16 protein-coding genes are annotated in these 16,970 nt (G+C 58.2%); 11 read left to right on the top strand and 5 right to left on the bottom strand.

From position 1 onward, the window contains the following. Positions 1–29 precede the first annotated feature (29 nt). From cybC to CKK19_RS02600, 11 genes are all read left to right on the top strand, one after another. The gene (gene cybC, locus CKK19_RS02650) at positions 30–416 is read left to right on the top strand and encodes a cytochrome b562 (protein ID WP_022646861.1); all 387 of its coding nucleotides are present in this window, start codon (positions 30–32) and stop codon (positions 414–416) included. A gap of 310 nt (positions 417–726) precedes the next feature. Next, positions 727–1,065 carry a PRD domain-containing protein gene (locus CKK19_RS02645; RefSeq protein WP_026080657.1) on the top strand — a complete coding sequence of 113 codons (339 nt, stop codon included), beginning with the start codon at positions 727–729 and terminating at the stop codon, positions 1,063–1,065. A 10-nt stretch (positions 1,066–1,075) separates the two neighbouring features. Beyond that, positions 1,076–1,438: an SFCGS family glycine-rich protein gene (locus CKK19_RS02640; protein ID WP_006810339.1), complete on the top strand. Its 363-nt coding sequence runs from the start codon at positions 1,076–1,078 to the stop codon at positions 1,436–1,438. 2 nt (positions 1,439–1,440) lie between these two features. Then, positions 1,441–1,740, top strand: a complete 300-nt coding sequence (locus CKK19_RS02635) for a DUF4312 family protein (RefSeq protein WP_006810338.1) — start codon at positions 1,441–1,443, stop codon at positions 1,738–1,740. 22 nt (positions 1,741–1,762) lie between these two features. Continuing rightward, complete coding sequence (locus CKK19_RS02630; protein WP_006810337.1) at positions 1,763–2,539, top strand: DUF4311 domain-containing protein; 777 nt, start codon at positions 1,763–1,765, stop codon at positions 2,537–2,539. Positions 2,540–2,552: 13 nt separating this feature from the next. Further along, entirely contained in the window at positions 2,553–3,194 is a 642-nt protein-coding gene (locus tag CKK19_RS02625; protein ID WP_003856081.1) for a DUF4310 family protein, read from the top strand. Between the two features lie 42 nt (positions 3,195–3,236). After that, positions 3,237–4,370 carry an amidohydrolase/deacetylase family metallohydrolase gene (locus CKK19_RS02620; RefSeq protein WP_063853065.1) on the top strand — a complete coding sequence of 378 codons (1,134 nt, stop codon included), beginning with the start codon at positions 3,237–3,239 and terminating at the stop codon, positions 4,368–4,370. Then, positions 4,354–5,472, top strand: coding sequence for a DgaE family pyridoxal phosphate-dependent ammonia lyase (locus CKK19_RS02615; RefSeq protein ID WP_038415170.1), 1,119 nt, complete (start codon positions 4,354–4,356; stop codon positions 5,470–5,472). The genes CKK19_RS02620 and CKK19_RS02615 overlap by 17 nt, the downstream gene beginning before the upstream one ends. Further along, positions 5,469–6,209: a 2-dehydro-3-deoxy-phosphogluconate aldolase gene (dagF, locus tag CKK19_RS02610; RefSeq protein ID WP_023299185.1), complete on the top strand. Its 741-nt coding sequence runs from the start codon at positions 5,469–5,471 to the stop codon at positions 6,207–6,209. Before CKK19_RS02615 ends, dagF begins: the two co-directional genes overlap by 4 nt. Positions 6,210–6,328: 119 nt before the next feature. After that, the gene (locus CKK19_RS02605; RefSeq protein ID WP_063853063.1) at positions 6,329–7,465 is read left to right on the top strand and encodes a lactonase family protein; all 1,137 of its coding nucleotides are present in this window, start codon (positions 6,329–6,331) and stop codon (positions 7,463–7,465) included. A gap of 19 nt (positions 7,466–7,484) precedes the next feature. Then, positions 7,485–9,395: a BglG family transcription antiterminator gene (locus tag CKK19_RS02600; protein ID WP_023305322.1), complete on the top strand. Its 1,911-nt coding sequence runs from the start codon at positions 7,485–7,487 to the stop codon at positions 9,393–9,395. A gap of 32 nt (positions 9,396–9,427) precedes the next feature. On the opposite strand, the gene nrdG is transcribed toward CKK19_RS02600, so the two are convergent. From nrdG to treR, 5 genes are all read right to left on the bottom strand, one after another. Further along, positions 9,428–9,892, bottom strand: coding sequence for an anaerobic ribonucleoside-triphosphate reductase-activating protein (nrdG, locus tag CKK19_RS02595; RefSeq protein ID WP_022646867.1), 465 nt, complete (start codon positions 9,890–9,892; stop codon positions 9,428–9,430). A 105-nt stretch (positions 9,893–9,997) separates the two neighbouring features. Continuing rightward, positions 9,998–12,136, bottom strand: a complete 2,139-nt coding sequence (nrdD, locus tag CKK19_RS02590; protein WP_063853061.1) for an anaerobic ribonucleoside-triphosphate reductase — start codon at positions 12,134–12,136, stop codon at positions 9,998–10,000. Positions 12,137–12,509: 373 nt separating this feature from the next. After that, entirely contained in the window at positions 12,510–14,153 is a 1,644-nt protein-coding gene (gene treC / locus CKK19_RS02585) for an alpha,alpha-phosphotrehalase (protein WP_063853060.1), read from the bottom strand. 51 nt (positions 14,154–14,204) lie between these two features. After that, positions 14,205–15,623 carry a PTS trehalose transporter subunit IIBC gene (gene treB, locus CKK19_RS02580; protein ID WP_063853150.1) on the bottom strand — a complete coding sequence of 473 codons (1,419 nt, stop codon included), beginning with the start codon at positions 15,621–15,623 and terminating at the stop codon, positions 14,205–14,207. Positions 15,624–15,750: 127 nt separating this feature from the next. After that, positions 15,751–16,698 carry a trehalose operon repressor TreR gene (gene treR / locus CKK19_RS02575; protein ID WP_063853058.1) on the bottom strand — a complete coding sequence of 316 codons (948 nt, stop codon included), beginning with the start codon at positions 16,696–16,698 and terminating at the stop codon, positions 15,751–15,753. Between the last annotated feature and the right edge of the window lie 272 nt (positions 16,699–16,970).

Below are 16,970 nucleotides of genomic sequence, written 5' to 3'. Positions count from 1 at the left end.
GTGATTTATAATAAAAAAGGAAGTGAGCAATGCGTAAACACCTGTTAGCGATCGTCGCGGCTTCAACGCTGGTTCTTGGCTCATCTGCGTTTGCTGCCGATCTTGAAGACAACATGGACATCCTCAGTCAAAACCTGAAGGTGGTGCAGAAAACCGACGATGCGGCGGAGATGAAAGACGCACTGACCAAAATGCGTGAAGCGGCGCTGGATGCGCAAAAAGCGACGCCGCCGAAGCTGGAAAGCAAAGCGGCGGACAGCGCCGAGATGAAAGACTACCGCCACGGTTTTGACGTGCTGGTCGGCCAGATCGACGGCGCGCTGAAGCTGGCTAACGAAGGCAAAGTGAAGGAAGCCCAGGCGGCAGCCGACCAGTTTGCGGCGACCCGCAACGCGTATCACAAAAAGTATCGTTGATAGTCTGGATGAGCGGGGCGCGTTAAGCATCCCCGCTCACACTCTTCTCCCTCCCCATAAGAAAACCTTATCCACATCACATTTCTACGAGCCTGCTCGTAATCTTTTCCACTCCGCTTACCTGTTTAGTGCCGCGTAATAGCGTGATATTCATCACGTAAATCCAGCGATTAATCCAGATTCACCGCATTTATGTGGCACAGATCACTGCCGCGGCTCGCCTTTCCACTTCGAAGTGGAAAACAACTCGCTACAAACAACGCCCCCTCGACGTTAGTTTTATTCCAGAGCCATTAACGGGGTAAGACGAGTGATTAACGGAGCGGTAATGAACGACGTTGGGGAACAGGCGGTGCAAACAGAACAGCTCGCGAACACCATGCTTCAGCAGGTCTACGCCCTGCTGGCCCGGCACAACATCATCCCCAACGCGGTACAGGAGCAGATGCTGACCTCCCACGTTCGCGCAATGGCGCACCGGTCTGTGACCGGCGAGCCGCTGCCGGAGGTTGAAGCAGAGCTGTTCGACGAAATTTCACCAGATTCAATGCAACTTGCCCGTGAAGTGGTAGCGCAGTTTGGCAATCTTCCTGATGAAGAAGCCTGGCTGCTCTCCGTTCACTTCGAAGTCGCGAAAGACAACCTTTAAGGAGCAACACATGGAACAGATTACAGTCGTGATTGGCGATCGCCTGGGTAAAGGTCAGAAAGTGGCTGCGGGTGTGGAAAAAGCCGGCGGACGCGCGGTTGTCGTACCGGGCATGGCAGCGGATATGAAGCTCGGTGACGTGATGAAAGCAGAAAACGCCACCTTCGGGATCTCGTTCTGCGGCAGCGGCGGCGCGGGTGCCATCACCGCCCAGACCAAATACGGCTACAAGGCCAAATACGGCATGCGCTCCGTGGATGAGGGGGTGACCGCTATCAACGAAGGCTGCAACGTGCTGGGCTTTGGCTTTATGGATAAAGAAGAGCTGGGCGAGCGTCTGGTACAGGCGTGGCAGAAGAAATACGGCGCGTAAGCATGAAAGAACAGTTCACGACCACGGTGAGAGTGAAGGGGAAGGGCGACGCCAAAGCGCGCGCCTTTGCCGACGCCCTCAACCACGTACAGGCCGCGGTGATGAAAGCCTCACCGCATATCTTACTGCGTATTGAGCCACAGGATGTGCAGGTTGTTCAGGCGCAAGAAGCGGTGCGAAAAGAAGCGTTTTTGTTCTTCTTTCTGCGTCGGGAAAGACGCACCTACAGCGTGGAGCTGGATGTGACCGTCAACGTGACCGCCATCAATCTCGACCAGGTGGATTTCGTCACGCAACGCTGATTATTCATAAAAGGGCAGACTGATGTTCTTAATTATATTAATAAAATCGCTCATCATTGGCGGCCTGGTTGGCGTCGGTGTTGGAGCCGGGGCTGCACGCATGTTTCATGCGCCTACCACTCAGGGTATGGGCGCGTTTCGTACATTGGGGGAACTGAACTCCTGTGAAGGGGATCCGGCGTCCCACTTCTCCTTTGGGTTAGGTTTCTTCTTTAACGCCTGGGCCTCTTCCGTGGCCGCAGGTGCCTTCACACAGGACGTTGACCACCGCATCATCCCGAACTGGGGTGCTGCTGCACTGATGATCAAAAACCGTAACGTCGGTGAAACGCTGCATGACCCGCGCAAAATGGCGATTGCCTGCGGCATTATCGGCATGATTGTCGTGACCTTCCTTAACCTGACCGCCTCCTCCGTTCCGGCTGCGCTTCAGGTCACCGCCGTGAAGGTGCTGGTGCCTGCCGCGAACCTGCTGGTCAACACCGTGATGCCGGTGATCTTCTGGCTGGCAGCCATCGACGCGGGTAAAAAATCGGGCTTCTGGGCCACCATCTTTGGCGGCGCAGCGCAGCTGATCATGGGTAACGCCGTGCCGGGCCTGGTGCTGGGGATCCTGATCGGTAAAGGCGTGGAAGAGAGCGGCTGGAACCACGTCACCAAAGTGATGATGGCGGCGATCGTCCTGCTGTTTGTGCTGAGCGGCTTCTTCCGCGGCTTCGACATGAAGATGATCGAATCCTTCCATCTGACCGTGCCGAACTGGCTCGACATGATCCACAACTCGCTCAGCGGTAAATAACAGGAGCCTCTAAATGGAACAGAATAAAGGTTTTTGGTATGCCGACTGGTCGTTCCCGATCTTCGTTGGCCTGCTCTCCTCCGGCGTCTTCGCCGGGACGCACATGTACTACCTCTACGGTATCGGCGCGTTTAACGAAGTGGCCTTCGTGGCGATGCTGAAAGCGGGAATCGATACCGGCGTTTACGGCGCGGTGGCGGCGTTCGGCGCAAGCTTCCTGTTCGCCCGTATCATCGAAGGGTCGCTGGTCGGGATTCTCGACATCGGCGGGGCGATCCAGACCGGCGTGGGCCTCGGCGTACCGGCGCTGCTGCTGGGCGCGGGGATCATGTTCCCGGTGACCAACTTTATTGCCTCGCTGATTACCGGCCTGGTGATTGGTCTGGCGATTGGCTACGTCATCATCCTGGCGCGTAAGTTCACCATCAACCAGAGTAACTCCACCTACGGTGCAGACGTGATGATGGGCGCGGGTAACGCCTCCGGCCGCTTCCTCGGGCCGTTGATTATCCTCAGCGCCATGACCGCCTCCATTCCAATCGGCGTCGGTTCCCTGGTGGGCGCGCTGCTGTTCTACATCTGGCAGAAGCCGATTACCGGTGGCGCCATCCTCGGCGCAATGATTTTGGGCTGGCTGTTCCCGGTCGCCCTTTAATACCTGCGGGCGCTTCGGTGCCCGCCTTATCAGGAGAACCCCATGTTTGATCTACTCCTGCGCCGTGCGCGCCTCGCCGACGATAACCTGACCGATATCGCCATTCAGGACGGGAAGATCGCCGCGACAGGCCAAATTGACGCTCCCGCTCGTAAAACGGTTGAGCTTAACGGTGACGTGTTCGTCAGCGCGGGCTGGATTGACTCCCACGTCCACTGCTACCCGAACTCCCCGATCTACCACGACGAGCCGGACAGCGTGGGCATTGCCACCGGCGTCACCACCGTGGTGGACGCGGGCAGTACCGGGGCCGACGACGTGGATGATTTTTACGCCATTACCCGCAAAGCATCCACCGAGGTGTTTGCCCTGCTGAACATCTCCCGCGTGGGGCTGATTGCCCAGAACGAGCTGGCCAATATGGCCAATATTGATGCTGATGCGGTGAAGCAGGCGGTGACGCGCTACCCGGATTTTATCGTCGGCCTGAAGGCGCGCATGAGCAGCAGCGTGGTCGGTGAAAACGGCATTACCCCGCTGGAGCGCGCGAAAGCGATTCAAAAAGAGAATGGCGACCTGCCGCTGATGGTGCACATCGGCAACAACCCGCCGAACCTTGATGAGATTGCCGAGCTGTTAAGCTCCGGCGACATCATTACCCACTGCTACAACGGCAAGCCCAACCGCATTCTGACGCCCTCCGGCGAGCTGCGCGCCTCCATTACGTCTGCGCTGAAGCGCGGCGTGCGTCTGGACGTCGGCCACGGCACGGCGAGCTTCAGCTTTGAGGTGGCGAAACGCGCCATCGCGATGGGCATTCTGCCGCACACCATCAGCTCGGATATCTACTGCCGCAACCGCATCAACGGCCCGGTCGGCTCGCTGGCAAGCGTGATGTCGAAATTCCTCGCCATCGGCATGTCATTGCCGCAGGTGATTGACTGCGTCACCGCCAACGCCGCCGACGGCCTGCGCCTGACGCGCAAAGGCCGCATTCAGCCTGGCCTCGACGCTGACCTGACGCTGTTCACCCTTAAACGCCAGCCGACGGTGCTGACGGATGCTGAAAACGACAGCCTGCAGGCTGAACACATTCTGGTGCCGCTTGCCGCGATCCGCGCGGGCAAGGGCTACATGACCGAACAAGGGAGCACGGAACATGCCTTCGATTTATGAGAAGTACAACTTAAAGCAGGTTATCAACACCTCTGGCCGCATGACGGCGCTGGGTGTCTCCACGCCGCGCCCGGAAGTGGTGCAGGCGGCGATGGACGGCATGAATCACTATTTCGAGATAAAGGATCTGGTCAATAAAACCGGCGAATACATCGCGAAGTTGCTGGAGGTGGAAGGCGCAACGGTGGTCTCCTGCGCGTCAGCGGGCATTGCCCAGTCCGTGGCGGCGGTACTGGTGAAAGACAGCGACTGGCTGCTGGAAAACCTGCACGTCACACCGATTGAGAACAACGAGATCGTCCTGCCGAAAGGCCACAACGTTAACTTTGGCGCGCCGGTAGGCACCATGGTAGCGCTGGGTGGCGGCAGGCTGGTGGAAGCGGGCTACGCCAACGAATGCTCTGCCGATCAGCTGGCGGCAGCGATCACCCCGCGTACAGCGGCTATCCTCTACATTAAATCGCACCACTGCGTACAGAAAAGCATGCTCAGCGTCGAGCAGGCGGCGGTGGTTGCGCGTAAACACGACCTGCCGCTGATCGTTGATGCCGCGGCGGAAGAAGATCTGCATACCTATTACCGATCCGGCGCCGATCTGGTGATCTACAGCGGCGCGAAGGCGATTGAAGGGCCAACCAGCGGCCTGGTGATCGGCAAAACCCAGTACGTTGAGTGGGTGAAGCGCCAGACGGCGGGCATTGGCCGCGCGATGAAGGTGGGCAAAGAGGGCATTCTTGGCCTGACCTGCGCCATCGAACACTACCTGACGGCCACCAAAGAGAGCGGGGCCGAGATGGTGTCGAAGATGACGCCGTTTATTGACGCGCTCAACACCCTGAACGGCGTCACCGCGCGCGTGGTCTGGGACAGCGCCGGACGCGACATCGCCCGCACCGAGATTAAGTTTGACGAAGCCACCACCGGCGTTGGCACCGGTGAACTGGTGAACGCGCTGAAGCAGGGCGAATACGCCATTTACTTCCGTGGCTATAAAGCTAACGAAGGGATTATCGAAGCGGATGTGCGCAGCGTGAATGCTGATCAGCTGAACATCGTGTACCGCCGTATTAGCGAAGTATTAGGACAGGAGAAAAAAGCATGAAACTGACCCCCAACTTTTACCGTGACCGCGTCTGCCTGAACGTGCTGGCAGGATCGAAAGCCAACGCCAGCGCCATTTACGAGGCGGCGGAAGGTCATGTGCTGGTGGGCGTGCTCTCCAAAAATTACCCCGACGTGGCGAGCGCCGTCGCGGATATGCGCGAGTACGCGGCACTGATTGATAACGCGCTCTCTGTGGGGCTGGGCGCAGGCGATCCGAACCAGTCGGCGATGGTGAGTGAAATCTCCCGCCAGGTACAGCCGCAGCACGTCAATCAGGTCTTTACCGGCGTGGCCGCCAGCCGCGCGCTGCTGGGGCAGAATGAGTCGGTGGTCAATGGCCTGGTCTCCCCGACCGGCACCGTCGGCATGGTTAAAATTTCCACCGGCCCGCTGAGCAGCAACGCGCCGGACGGCATTGTGCCGGTGGAAACCGCGATTGCCCTGCTGAAAGATTTCGGCGGCAGCTCAATCAAGTACTTCCCGATGGGCGGCCTCAAGTGCCGTGACGAGTATAAAGCGGTGGCGGAAGCCTGCGCCCGTCACGACTTCTGGCTGGAGCCGACCGGGGGAATCGATCTGGAGAACTTTGAGGAGATCCTGCAGATCGCCCTGGACGCGGGCGTGAGCAAAATCATCCCGCATATCTACAGCTCGATTATCGACAAAGCCAGCGGCGACACGCGTCCGGAAGATGTGCGTACGCTGCTGGAGATGACGAAGAAGCTGGTGAAGTAGAACCTGCCCCTCACCCCAGCCCTCTCCCCAAAGGGGAGAGGGTGTAATCGTCCCCTCTCCCCTTTGGGAAGAGGGTTAGGGTGAGGGGAAACACACCGCACACACCCGAAGGAGCCACCATGCACACCCGTACCCTGCTTGTCGCTTCACTCTCAATGCTCGCCACCGCCGCTGTCGCCCAGACGCAATACGCCTGGGTGGGTACCTATAATCCCAACGGCGAAGGGCTGTACCGTTTTACCGTCGACCCGCAAACCGGCGCGCTCGATAACAAAACGCTGGTGAGCCAACTCCCGAACGCTGCGCAGCTTACCGTCTCGCACGACGGCAAAATGCTCTACCTGGCAAGCGAGGTGGAGCAGGGCGTGGTGCAGGCGTTGCGAATAGGCGATAACGGCGCGCTGAGCGAGCTGAATCAGGTGGCCTCCGGCGGCGCGGGGCCGGTGTATCTTTCCCTGACGCCGAACGGCAAACATTTGCTGGTGGCGAACTACGTCAGCGGATCGATCGCGGTGCTGCCCGTTAACGCAGACGGCAGCCTGGGCGATGCTAAGGACACCCATCAGGACAAAGGCGAACCGGGCGCGGCAAAGCCGGAAGCTGCCGTCGAGGGCAGTTTCGCCATCAGCGATCATAACGGCCCTCACGCGCACATGATCGCCGCCGATCCGAGCGGGAAATACGTTTTTTCCACCGATCTGGGGCTGGATCGCATCTATCAGTACCGTTTTGACGATCGAACCGGAAAGCTGACCCCGAACGATCCGCCGTTTATAAGCGCCTCCTCAAAAGGGGCCGGGCCGCGCCACTTCGTCTTTACGCCGAAGGGGGATGCCCTGTGGCTGATTAACGAAGAAGCCTCTACGCTCACCCATTATGCGCTGGACAGCAACGGCAGGCTGAAAGAGGGTAAAACGGTTTCAGCCTTGCCGGACGGTTATAAAGGCACCAGTTTTGCTGCCGGGCTGGCGCTAAGCGCCGACGGGAAACAGCTGTATGTCGCTAACCGTTTGCATAACAGCATCGGGCACTTTACCGTAACGGCGGAGGGCACGCTGACGCATCAGGACGATGTCTGGACGCGGGGTGACTATCCGCGCACCCTGACGCTTGATAAGCAGGGCCGCTGGCTGTACGTCATGAACCAGCGCAGCGACAACATTACCCGTTTCCGCGTGGCGCCGGACGGCAAGCTGAGCGCCGAGTCAGACTATACCCCGGTCGGCAGCCCATCCCAGATGGTCATTTCACCCTGAGCAGTAAGAGGACAACGACGTGCGATTTCCGAACCAACGTTTAGCGCAACTTTTCGATCTGTTGCAAAACGAGACGCTGCCGCAGGACGAGCTGGCGCAGCGGCTGTCGGTCTCCACGCGAACCGTCCGGGCGGATATCACCGCCCTGAACGCGCTGCTGGCCAGCCACGGTGCGCAGTTCATTTTGAGCCGGGGCAACGGCTATCAGCTCAAAATCAATGATGTGGTGCGCTATCAACAATTGCAGTCGTCCCACCCGCGCGCGCTGCGTATTCCGCGAACCGGACCGGAGCGTGTGCACTATCTGGTGGTGCGTTTTCTGACGTCAGCCTTTTCCCTCAAGCTGGAGGATCTGGCCGATGAGTGGTTCGTCAGCCGGGCCACATTGCAGAGCGACATGGTGGAAGTGCGCGAGTGGTTTCACCGTTACAACCTGACGCTGGAAACCCGCCCGCGCCACGGCATGAAGCTGTTTGGCAGCGAGATGGCGATCCGCGCCTGCCTGACCGACCTCCTGTGGGAGCTGGCGCAGCAGGATAGCCTTAACCCGCTGGTGACCGACGTGGCGCTCAACGCGGGCGTGGCGGAAAAGATGGTCCCTGTCCTGCACGACGCGCTGACGCGCCATCACATTCGCCTGACCGATGAAGGCGAGCTGTTCCTGCGCCTGTACTGCGCGGTGTCGGTGCGGCGCATCAGCGAGGGGTATCCGCTGCCGGAATTCCACGCTGAAGACGTGGAAGAGAACGTACGCGAGGCGGCGAAAGATATTGCGGTGGCTATCCAGGAGCTGGCGGGCAAGGCGCTTTCACCATCGGAAGAGAGCTGGCTGTGCGTGCACATTGCGGCGCGGCAGATCCAGGAGATCGCCCCCAGCGCCATTAATGCTGACGACGACGAAGCCCTGGTCAACTATATCCTGCGCTACATCAACACCCACTATAACTACAACCTGTTGAGCGACGAGCAACTGCATGCAGATCTGCTCACGCACATCAAAACCATGATTACCCGCGTGCGGTATCAAATCATGATCCCCAATCCGCTGCTGGATAACATCAAGCAGCACTACCCGATGGCGTGGGATATGACCCTCGCGGCGGTGTCGAGCTGGGGCAAATACACGCCGTATGTGATCAGCGAAAACGAAATTGGTTTTCTGGTGCTGCATATCGGTGTCGGTCTGGAGCGCCACTACAACATCGGCTACCAGCGTCAGCCGCGCGTGCTGCTGGTATGTGACGCCGGTAACGCGATGGTGCGCATGATCGAGGCGGTGCTTCAGCGCAAATACCCGCAGATTGAGGTGACGCGCACGCTCACCCTGCGCGAGTACGAACTTGCCGATGCCATCGGCGAAGACTTCGTGATCTCCACCGCTCGCGTGAGCGAAAAATCCAAACCGGTGGTGATAATCGCCCCGTTCCCGACCGATTATCAGTTAGAGCAGATCGGCAAGCTGGTGCTGGTGGACCGTACCCGCCCGTGGATGCTGGAGAAATACTTCGACGCGGCCCATTTCCGCATTCTCGACAAGCCTGTCGACCAGCAAACGCTGTTCCGCGAACTGTGTGGGCAGCTTGAAAGCGAAGGCTTTGTCGGTGCGGAATTTCTGGAATCGGTTATCGAGCGTGAAGCTATCGTCAGCACTATGCTCGGCGACGGCATCGCGCTGCCGCACTCCCTCGGCCTGCTGGCGCAAAAAACGGTGGTCTACACCGTGCTGGCGCCGCAGGGCATTCAGTGGGGAGATGAAACCGCCCATGTCATTTTTCTGCTCGCCATCAGCAAAAGCGAGTACGAAGAGGCAATGGCGATTTACGATATTTTTGTCACTTTCCTGCGTGAACGCGCGATGGCGCGCCTGTGCCAGTGCGAGGATTTTGCGGCGTTTAAGGCTGAGGCAATGGAGAGTGTGAGTCGGTTTTGACGTTCAGGCGGAAAGAGGATATCCGCCTTCATTCAACGCAGATGATGCACAACCTGGTTGCTGCTGCCGCGCCAGATAAGCATAGGATCTTTTAGATCCTGCACGAACTTGCCGTCGACCAGGACGTTAATCAGATCCACCACTTCCTTCTGCTGCGCATTCAGTTCATCCAGCTTGTAACCCGTCCAGACCCAGATGTCTTTTCCCGCGCACTCGCGGCGGATGCGTTTTACCAGCTTCAGGATCGCCGGCACGTTTTGCGGATGGAGCGGGTCGCCGCCGGAGAGCGAGATCCCCTGGCGTTTAATGCGCGTGTCGTTCAGGTCGTTGATGATGCGGTCTTCCATCTCAGCGGTAAACGGCATACCCGAGTTCAGGCGCCAGGTGCTTTTGTTATAGCAGCCGGGGCACTCGTGAACGCAGCCTGATACAAAGAGGGTGCAGCGGGTGCCGGGGCCGTTGACGATGTCGACGGGGTAGTACTGGTGATAGTTCATCGCGAATAACCACGCCGGGTGGCGCTGCGCTTACCCGGCCTACAAAAGAGAGCGGTCCGTAGGCCCGGTAAGCGCAGCGCCACCGGGCATTAACGTGGCAGTGGATTACCCGATCTGCCCATTCCCCAGATGTTTCACCCTGCGCTTCACCTCTTCCTGCTTACCGGCGTTAAACGGACGGGCGTCCGGGCTGCCGAGGTAGCCGCACACGCGGCGGGTCACGGAGACGCGGGCTGCATCGTGGTTACCGCATTTCGGGCAGGTGAAGCCTTTGCTGGTACACTCGAACTCACCGGTAAAGCCGCACTCGTAGCACTCGTCGATTGGCGTGTTGGTTCCGTAGTACGGAACGTGCTGGTAGCTATAGTCCCACACGTCTTCCAGCGCCTTCAGGTTGTGCTGAATGTTCGGGTACTCGCCGTAGCAGATAAAACCGCCGTTCGCGATGGGCGGATAGGCCGCTTCGAAGTCGATCTTGTCGTACGGGTTCACCTTCTTCTCCACATCGAGGTGGAAGCTGTTGGTGTAGTAACCTTTGTCGGTCACCCCTTCCACGATGCCGAACTCGGCGGTATCCAGACGGCAGAAGCGATCGCAGAGGTTTTCGCTCGGCGTGCTGTACAGGCTGAAACCGTAGCCGGTTTCCTCTTTCCACTGGTCTACCGCATCGCGCAGGCGCTGCACAATCGCGATACCTTTCTCACGCAGGGCGTCGTTGTCATAGATGTGCTTGTCGCCAAACAGCGCGTTAATGGTTTCGTGAATGCCGATATAGCCGAGAGAGATCGACGCGCGACCGTTTTTGAAGATCTCCGACACATCATCATCCGCCTTCAGGCGCACGCCGCAGGCCCCTTCCATATAGAGAATTGGCGCGACGCGGGCTTTCACCCCTTCAAGACGGGCGATGCGGGTCATCAGCGCCTTACGTGCCAGCTGTAAACGTTCATCCAGCAGTGTCCAGAAGGCCGCTTCATTCCCTTTGGCTTCCAGCGCGATGCGCGGCAGGTTCAGGCTGATGACGCCCAGGTTGTTGCGCCCGTCGTGGATCTGCTCGCCGTTCTCATCTTCGTACACGCCGAGGAAGCTGCGGCAGCCCATTGGCGTTTTAAACGAACCCGTGACTTTTACCACCTGGTCGTAGTTGAGGATATCCGGGTACATACGCTTGCTCGCACACTCCAGCGCCAGCTGTTTGATGTCGTAGTTCGGATCGCCAAACTTGTGGTTCAGGCCGTCGCGGATGGCGAACACCAGTTTCGGGAACACCGCCGTTTTACGGTTTTTACCGAGGCCGGAGATACGGTTGCGCAGAATAGACTGCTGGATCAGGCGTGATTCCCAGCTGGTGCCGAGGCCAAACCCGAAGGTCACAAACGGCGTCTGGCCGTTGGCGGTGTGCAGCGTGTTTACCTCATATTCCAGCGACTGGAAGGCGTCGTAGCACTCTTTCTCGGTGCGGGAACGGGCGTAACCGTCAGCATCCGGGATCTGCCACTCTTCCGCCGTTTTACGGTGTTTGTTGAAGCTCTCGGTCACGAACGGGGCCAGCACTTCATCAATGCGGTTAATGGTGGTGCCGCCATAGATGTGGCTCGCCACCTGGGCGATGATCTGCGCCGTGACCGCCGTCGCGGTGGAGATGGATTTCGGCGGCTCAATCTCGGCGTTACCCATTTTAAAACCCTGGGTCAGCATGCCTTTCAGGTCGATCAGCATGCAGTTAAACATCGGGAAGAACGGCGAGTAGTCGAGATCGTGATAGTGGATCTCACCGCGCTCGTGCGCCGAGACTACATCGCGCGGCAGCAGATGCTGACGGGCATAGTGCTTGGCGACGATACCGGCCAGCAGGTCGCGCTGGGTCGGGATCACTTTGCTGTCTTTATTGGCATTTTCATTGAGCAGCGACGAGTTGGTTTGCTCTACCAGGCCGCGGATCTCCTGGTTAAGGCGACCCCGTTTCTCACGCTGGACGTCACGGTCGTGACGATACTCAATGTAGGCGCGCGCCAGCTGCTTGTACGGACCAGACATCAGCTGGTTTTCAACCGCGGTCTGGATCTCGTTGATATCCACCTGGCTGCGTTCGTGCATCTGGCTGCTAACGACTTCTGCGACGGTGGCGCAGTAATCTGCGTCATCGACTCCCGCTGCTTTAGCTGCACGCAGAATGGCTTCTTTGATGCGCTCTGATTTAAACGGCACTTTACAGCCATCACGTTTCATCACATGCGGTGTCATGATCACTCCATTTTAAAAACAGGTTATCCACAGAGGTGGAGAAGTATTCACCGGGCGTATTCCTCGCCGAGGCAAAGACTTCCCGCGTGCCCAGCTCGTGTTATCCACAATTCCGGCCAGCGTTCGCGCCGTCTTGTTGTTGGAATAGTAGACGATAAATACAAGATGTTGGGTCGGCGTGCATTTTAAGTGCTACATATAGTGATTTGCATCAAACATGTTTGCGATTTTTTTGATGCAGGACAAAGTAAAAAGACGAGAGTACAAACGGCGGGCGCTGAGGCAATTGTAAAGACGCGAAGGAAAAATCTGATTAATTATTCAACAAAAACAGTAAAGTAAGCCGGACACGACATCGTGCCCGGCGGAGGAATTACTGCTTTAACCACCACACGGCTTCAAACGGACGAAGCATTGAGGTTTGAGGGCCGGGGTAGTTGCTTATCACCACCTGCGACTCGCCGCTGAGAGCGTCCGCTTGCCATTCCTGAGGCAAATGGCTCAGGTTCGCCACCACCATCAGCGTTTGCCCCTGCCACTGGCGGCGATAGCACCACAGGGAAGGGTGGTCAGGCAGGAGATCCTCATAATCCCCCCACGTCAGCACCGGCAGGGTTTTGCGCAGGCGAATCAGCGACTGATAGGTGTAGAACACCGAATCGGGGTCGTCCAGCGCCGCGCGGGCGTTCACGATTTCGTAGTTGTCGCAGACACCAATCCACGGTTCGCCCCCGGTAAAGCCCGCATTGTGCGAGGCGTCCCACTGCATCGGCGTGCGCCCATTATCACGTGACTTACTCGCCAGAATCGCCAGCAGTTCATCCGTATCGCGGCCGTTCGCCCGCTGTTCGGCGAACATGTTCAGGCTTTCTACGTCGCGGTAGTCGGTGATACGGCTGAAATGCGGGTTGGTCATGCCCAGCTCTTCACCCTGATAAATATACGGCGTGCCCTGCATCCCGTGCAGCACCATACCGAGCATTTTCGCCGCCGCCACGCGGTGTTCCCCTTCGTCACCAAAGCGTGACACGATGCGCGGCTGGTCATGGTTACACCAGAACAGCGCGTTCCAGGCTTTGTTGTGCATCCCCTGCTGCCAGTGGCGGAAAAGGGTTTTCAGCGCCACGAAGTCCGGCTTCGCAAGCGTCCACTTTTCGCCGCCGGGGTAATCCACCTTAAGATGATGGAAGTTAAAGGTCATCGACAGCTCGCGCCCGTCGAGCGACGCATACTGCTGACAGTTCTCCAGCGAGGTGGAGGACATCTCGCCCACCGTCATCAGGTTGCGCGGCGTAAAGACATCCCGGCTCATCTCCTGGAGATATTCGTGGATGCGCGGCCCGTCAGTGTAGAAACGTCGGCCATCCCCGATGGTGTCGTCCGGGAAATCCTGATCTTTTGAAATCAGGTTAATGACATCCAGACGCAAGCCGTCCACGCCGCGATCGGCCCAGAACTCGCACACTTTTTTCAGCTCGGCGCGCACCGCCGGGTTTTCCCAGTTGAGATCCGCCTGCTCCGGCGCGAACAGATGCAGATAATACTGCTCGCTTTCGGCATGCCAGCGCCAGGCGTTGCCGCCAAACTTGGAGCGCCAGTTGTTGGGAAGCGCGTCCGGCGTACCGTCGCGCCAGATATAGAACTCACGGTACGGACTCGCTTTATCCAGCGACTCACGGAACCAGGCGTGCTGCGTGGACGTGTGGTTAAAGACCATATCCAGCACAATGCGGATGCCACGTTCATGCGCCCGGGCAACCAGCTCGTCAAAGTCGTCCAGCGTGCCGTAGGTCGGGTCGATGGCAGTGTAGTTCGCCACGTCGTAACCGTTATCCACCTGCGGCGAGATATAAAACGGCGTCAGCCAGATGGCGTCAATGCCAAGGGTTTTCAGGTAGTCAAGGCGCTGCGTTACGCCGCGCAGATCGCCGGTGCCGCTGCCGGTGGTATCCTGAAAACTCTTTGGGTAAATCTGATAGATAACGCCGTTCTGCCACCAGTGAGGAAGGGTATTCATAGTACGTTCCTGCAAATGCGAAGGGGCGCAACTGCGCCCCGAAAAAGGGAATTAAACAATCTGCAACGTGCCCTGACGGAACTTACGCTGGTAAACCACGGTAGTCAGCGCCATTGGGATGATAATCGCCACCGCCATCGCCAGCGCAAACACCTGCCAGAATGAAGGCTGAATGGAGAGGATACCCGGCAGGCCGCCGACGCCAATCCCGTTTGCCATTACGCCGTTCAGGCCGCACAGCAAGCCCGCCAGACCGGAGCCGATCATCGCGCAGAGCATCGGGAAGCGATATTTCAGGTTGATACCGTACATCGCCGGTTCAGTGACGCCGAGGTAGGCGGAGATAGCAGCCGGAACGGAGATCTCACGCTCGTTGTGCTTACGGCTGACGATGATAATGCCGGTTACAGCGGAGGCCTGCGCAATGTTAGACAGGGCGATAATCGGCCAGACCGGCGTGCCGCCGAGGCTCTGGATCATCTGCATATCGATCGCCAGCGTGGTCTGGTGCACGCCGGTGATCACCAGCGGAGCGTACAGGAAGCCGAACAGTGCGGCGCCAATCGGTGCGAAGCTGCCGGTCATCAGGTGACGGACCGCGAAGGCCACGCCGTCGCCAATCATGCGGCCAAACGGACCGATAAAGGCATGCGCCAGGAACACCGCCAGGATCAGCGAGCAGACCGGGACCACCACCAGATAGAGATAGTCCGGCACGATGCGCTTCAGACGCGTCTCAATAAAGCCCAGCGCCAGACCCGCCAGCAATGCCGGGATAACCTGCGCCTGGTAGCCCACTTTGGCGATGGTAAACAGGCCGAAGTTCCACACCTCTGGCGTTTGCTGACCAAGTAAGTAAGCGTTCATTAACTGCGGAGAGACCAGCGTCACGCCGAGTACGATTCCGAGAATGGGCGTTCCGCCCATCTTGCGCACCGCTGACCAGCAGATCCCGACCGGCAGATAGAAGAAGATGGCTTCGCCAATCAGCCACAGGAAGTCATAGATGCTTTGCAGCGCCGGGTACATCTGCGCCAGGGTTTTGCCGTCGCTCATTGGCACATCGCCGATGACGTTACGGAAGCCCAGAATTAAGCCCCCGCTGATCAGCGCAGGCAGCAGTGGGAAGAAGATCTCCGCAAAATGGGAAATCAGCTGCTCATGCCATTTCATATTCTGGCGCGCTGCCTTCTTCGCCTGCTCTTTATCGGCGGAAGAGTGCCCGGTAGTCGCCAGCAGAGCCTGATAGTAATCGCCCACTTCGGTACCAATCACCACCTGGAACTGCCCGGCGTTGGTGAAGCAGCCTTTAACCATTTTCAACTCTTCAATGGCTTTCGGATTGGCTTTGGCCGGATCGTTCAGCACGAAGCGCAGGCGGGTAATGCAATGGCTGACGGTGGCGATGTTCTCGCGTCCGCCGACCAGGACGATCAGCTGATCGATTTCGGCTTGTTTGACTTTACTCATCATGAAACCTCATGACAGATGGTGAAAGGGGTTATGACCTGTGCGCAAGCCTACTCCTTCAACGTGACGGCGAAAATGGGAACGTTCCCGAAATCGGGCGAAGATCACAATAATCCATTCAAAAAAATTATGAGAGGCGGGCTGGAATAACGATCTGACGGGGCTCGGTACGCCCGGTAATTTGCTCGATCAGCTGCGCGGCAGCCTGCCGGCCAGACTCGGCATAACCCGGGTCAACGCTGATAATCTCCGGGTGTAAGAACTTCATCAGCGGCGTGCTTCCCACGCTCGCTAACTGCAGCTCCCCGATGCGTTGTTCCTGCAAATATTTGCTCGCACCCAATGCAAGGGTATCCGTGGCGCACACCAGGGCGGTGGTTTGTGCAGTCAGCACGCTGGCGACCTGCTCATATCCCTGTTTCATACCCAGTCCAGGCAGCGCGGCCACGGCGGGGAGATTGTTTTTTTTACAAAACGCCAGGTACGCTTCATGGCGACGCTTGCCGGTGGTGATGTCGGCATGCGGCACGCCGAGATAGCTGATATGCCGATGGCCCTGTTCATACAGGCGCTGCATCAGGATAACGATTGCCCCTTCGTCATCGTAACAGACAGAGGCAAACCCGCTGGCGTCGCGCGCCAGCAGCACCAGAGACGGCTGCCAGGGTTTAAGCACGTCCTCTTTAAGGCCGGTAAACCCGAACAGCACTACGCCATCAATGTTGCGGCGCTGAAGCATACCGAGATGCTCCTCCACCATTTGCGCCGAGAACTTGCTCTCCATCATGATCGGATCGTAGCCCTGCTCGTAGAACGCGGGCAGCATCGTCTGTACGGCGAGGTTTTCGGAGAGGGAATCCAGACGCGAGACAATAATGGCGACCACTTTATCGCTCTGCCCGCGCATGGCGCGCGCGGAGCGGGAAGGGGAAAAACCGTGCTGATTCATCACCGCCTCGACGCGCTCGCGTGTGCGCTCGCTGACACCGCTTTCGTTGTTAAGCACGCGTGAGACGGTCGATTTCCCCACGCCGCTTAAACGCGCGATGTCTTTAATCGTAAGGCGGTTCTGCATGCTGTATTCCCTGTAACAACGATAAAATAATCAGTTGAGCCTAATGCTATCCTGCGAATTCGCTATGGGCAAAGTCTGGTTTACGTGCGGTTTATTTACGAGGGGGTATCATACCGCCCGAATAGTCACAAAAGGTATGGTTAAATCCTTATACTGCGCGACGACATCCCATTTTAACTTACCGGAGGCCACATGGATCCCGATCCCACACCTCTCCTGACCAGGAGAAAACCTTCTTTCCGGTAAGCCAGCCTTTTGCTGTCTCACCGGCG

It is taken from the genome of Enterobacter sp. CCUG 70166, from assembly GCF_020224095.1.
Lineage (GTDB): Bacteria > Pseudomonadota > Gammaproteobacteria > Enterobacterales > Enterobacteriaceae > Enterobacter > Enterobacter intestinihominis.
The sequence above is the reverse complement of the archived record's forward strand: the minus strand, read 5'-3'. Positions and strand labels throughout refer to the sequence as shown.

Bases quoted from the DNA above. Each gene is read 5' to 3' on its own strand.
- cybC (WP_022646861.1), top strand. From the start codon at position 30: ATGCGTAAACACCTGTTAGCGATCGTCGCGGCTTCAACGCTGGTTCTT.
- CKK19_RS02640 (WP_006810339.1), top strand. From the start codon at position 1,076: ATGGAACAGATTACAGTCGTGATTGGCGATCGCCTGGGTAAAGGTCAG.
- CKK19_RS02635 (WP_006810338.1), top strand. From the start codon at position 1,441: ATGAAAGAACAGTTCACGACCACGGTGAGAGTGAAGGGGAAGGGCGAC.
- CKK19_RS02630 (WP_006810337.1), top strand. From the start codon at position 1,763: ATGTTCTTAATTATATTAATAAAATCGCTCATCATTGGCGGCCTGGTT.
- CKK19_RS02625 (WP_003856081.1), top strand. From the start codon at position 2,553: ATGGAACAGAATAAAGGTTTTTGGTATGCCGACTGGTCGTTCCCGATC.
- CKK19_RS02620 (WP_063853065.1), top strand. From the start codon at position 3,237: ATGTTTGATCTACTCCTGCGCCGTGCGCGCCTCGCCGACGATAACCTG.
- CKK19_RS02615 (WP_038415170.1), top strand. From the start codon at position 4,354: ATGCCTTCGATTTATGAGAAGTACAACTTAAAGCAGGTTATCAACACC.
- dagF (WP_023299185.1), top strand. From the start codon at position 5,469: ATGAAACTGACCCCCAACTTTTACCGTGACCGCGTCTGCCTGAACGTG.
- CKK19_RS02605 (WP_063853063.1), top strand. From the start codon at position 6,329: ATGCACACCCGTACCCTGCTTGTCGCTTCACTCTCAATGCTCGCCACC.
- nrdG (WP_022646867.1), bottom strand. From the start codon at position 9,892: ATGAACTATCACCAGTACTACCCCGTCGACATCGTCAACGGCCCCGGC.
- nrdD (WP_063853061.1), bottom strand. From the start codon at position 12,136: ATGACACCGCATGTGATGAAACGTGATGGCTGTAAAGTGCCGTTTAAA.
- treC (WP_063853060.1), bottom strand. From the start codon at position 14,153: ATGAATACCCTTCCTCACTGGTGGCAGAACGGCGTTATCTATCAGATT.
- treB (WP_063853150.1), bottom strand. From the start codon at position 15,623: ATGAGTAAAGTCAAACAAGCCGAAATCGATCAGCTGATCGTCCTGGTC.
- treR (WP_063853058.1), bottom strand. From the start codon at position 16,698: ATGCAGAACCGCCTTACGATTAAAGACATCGCGCGTTTAAGCGGCGTG.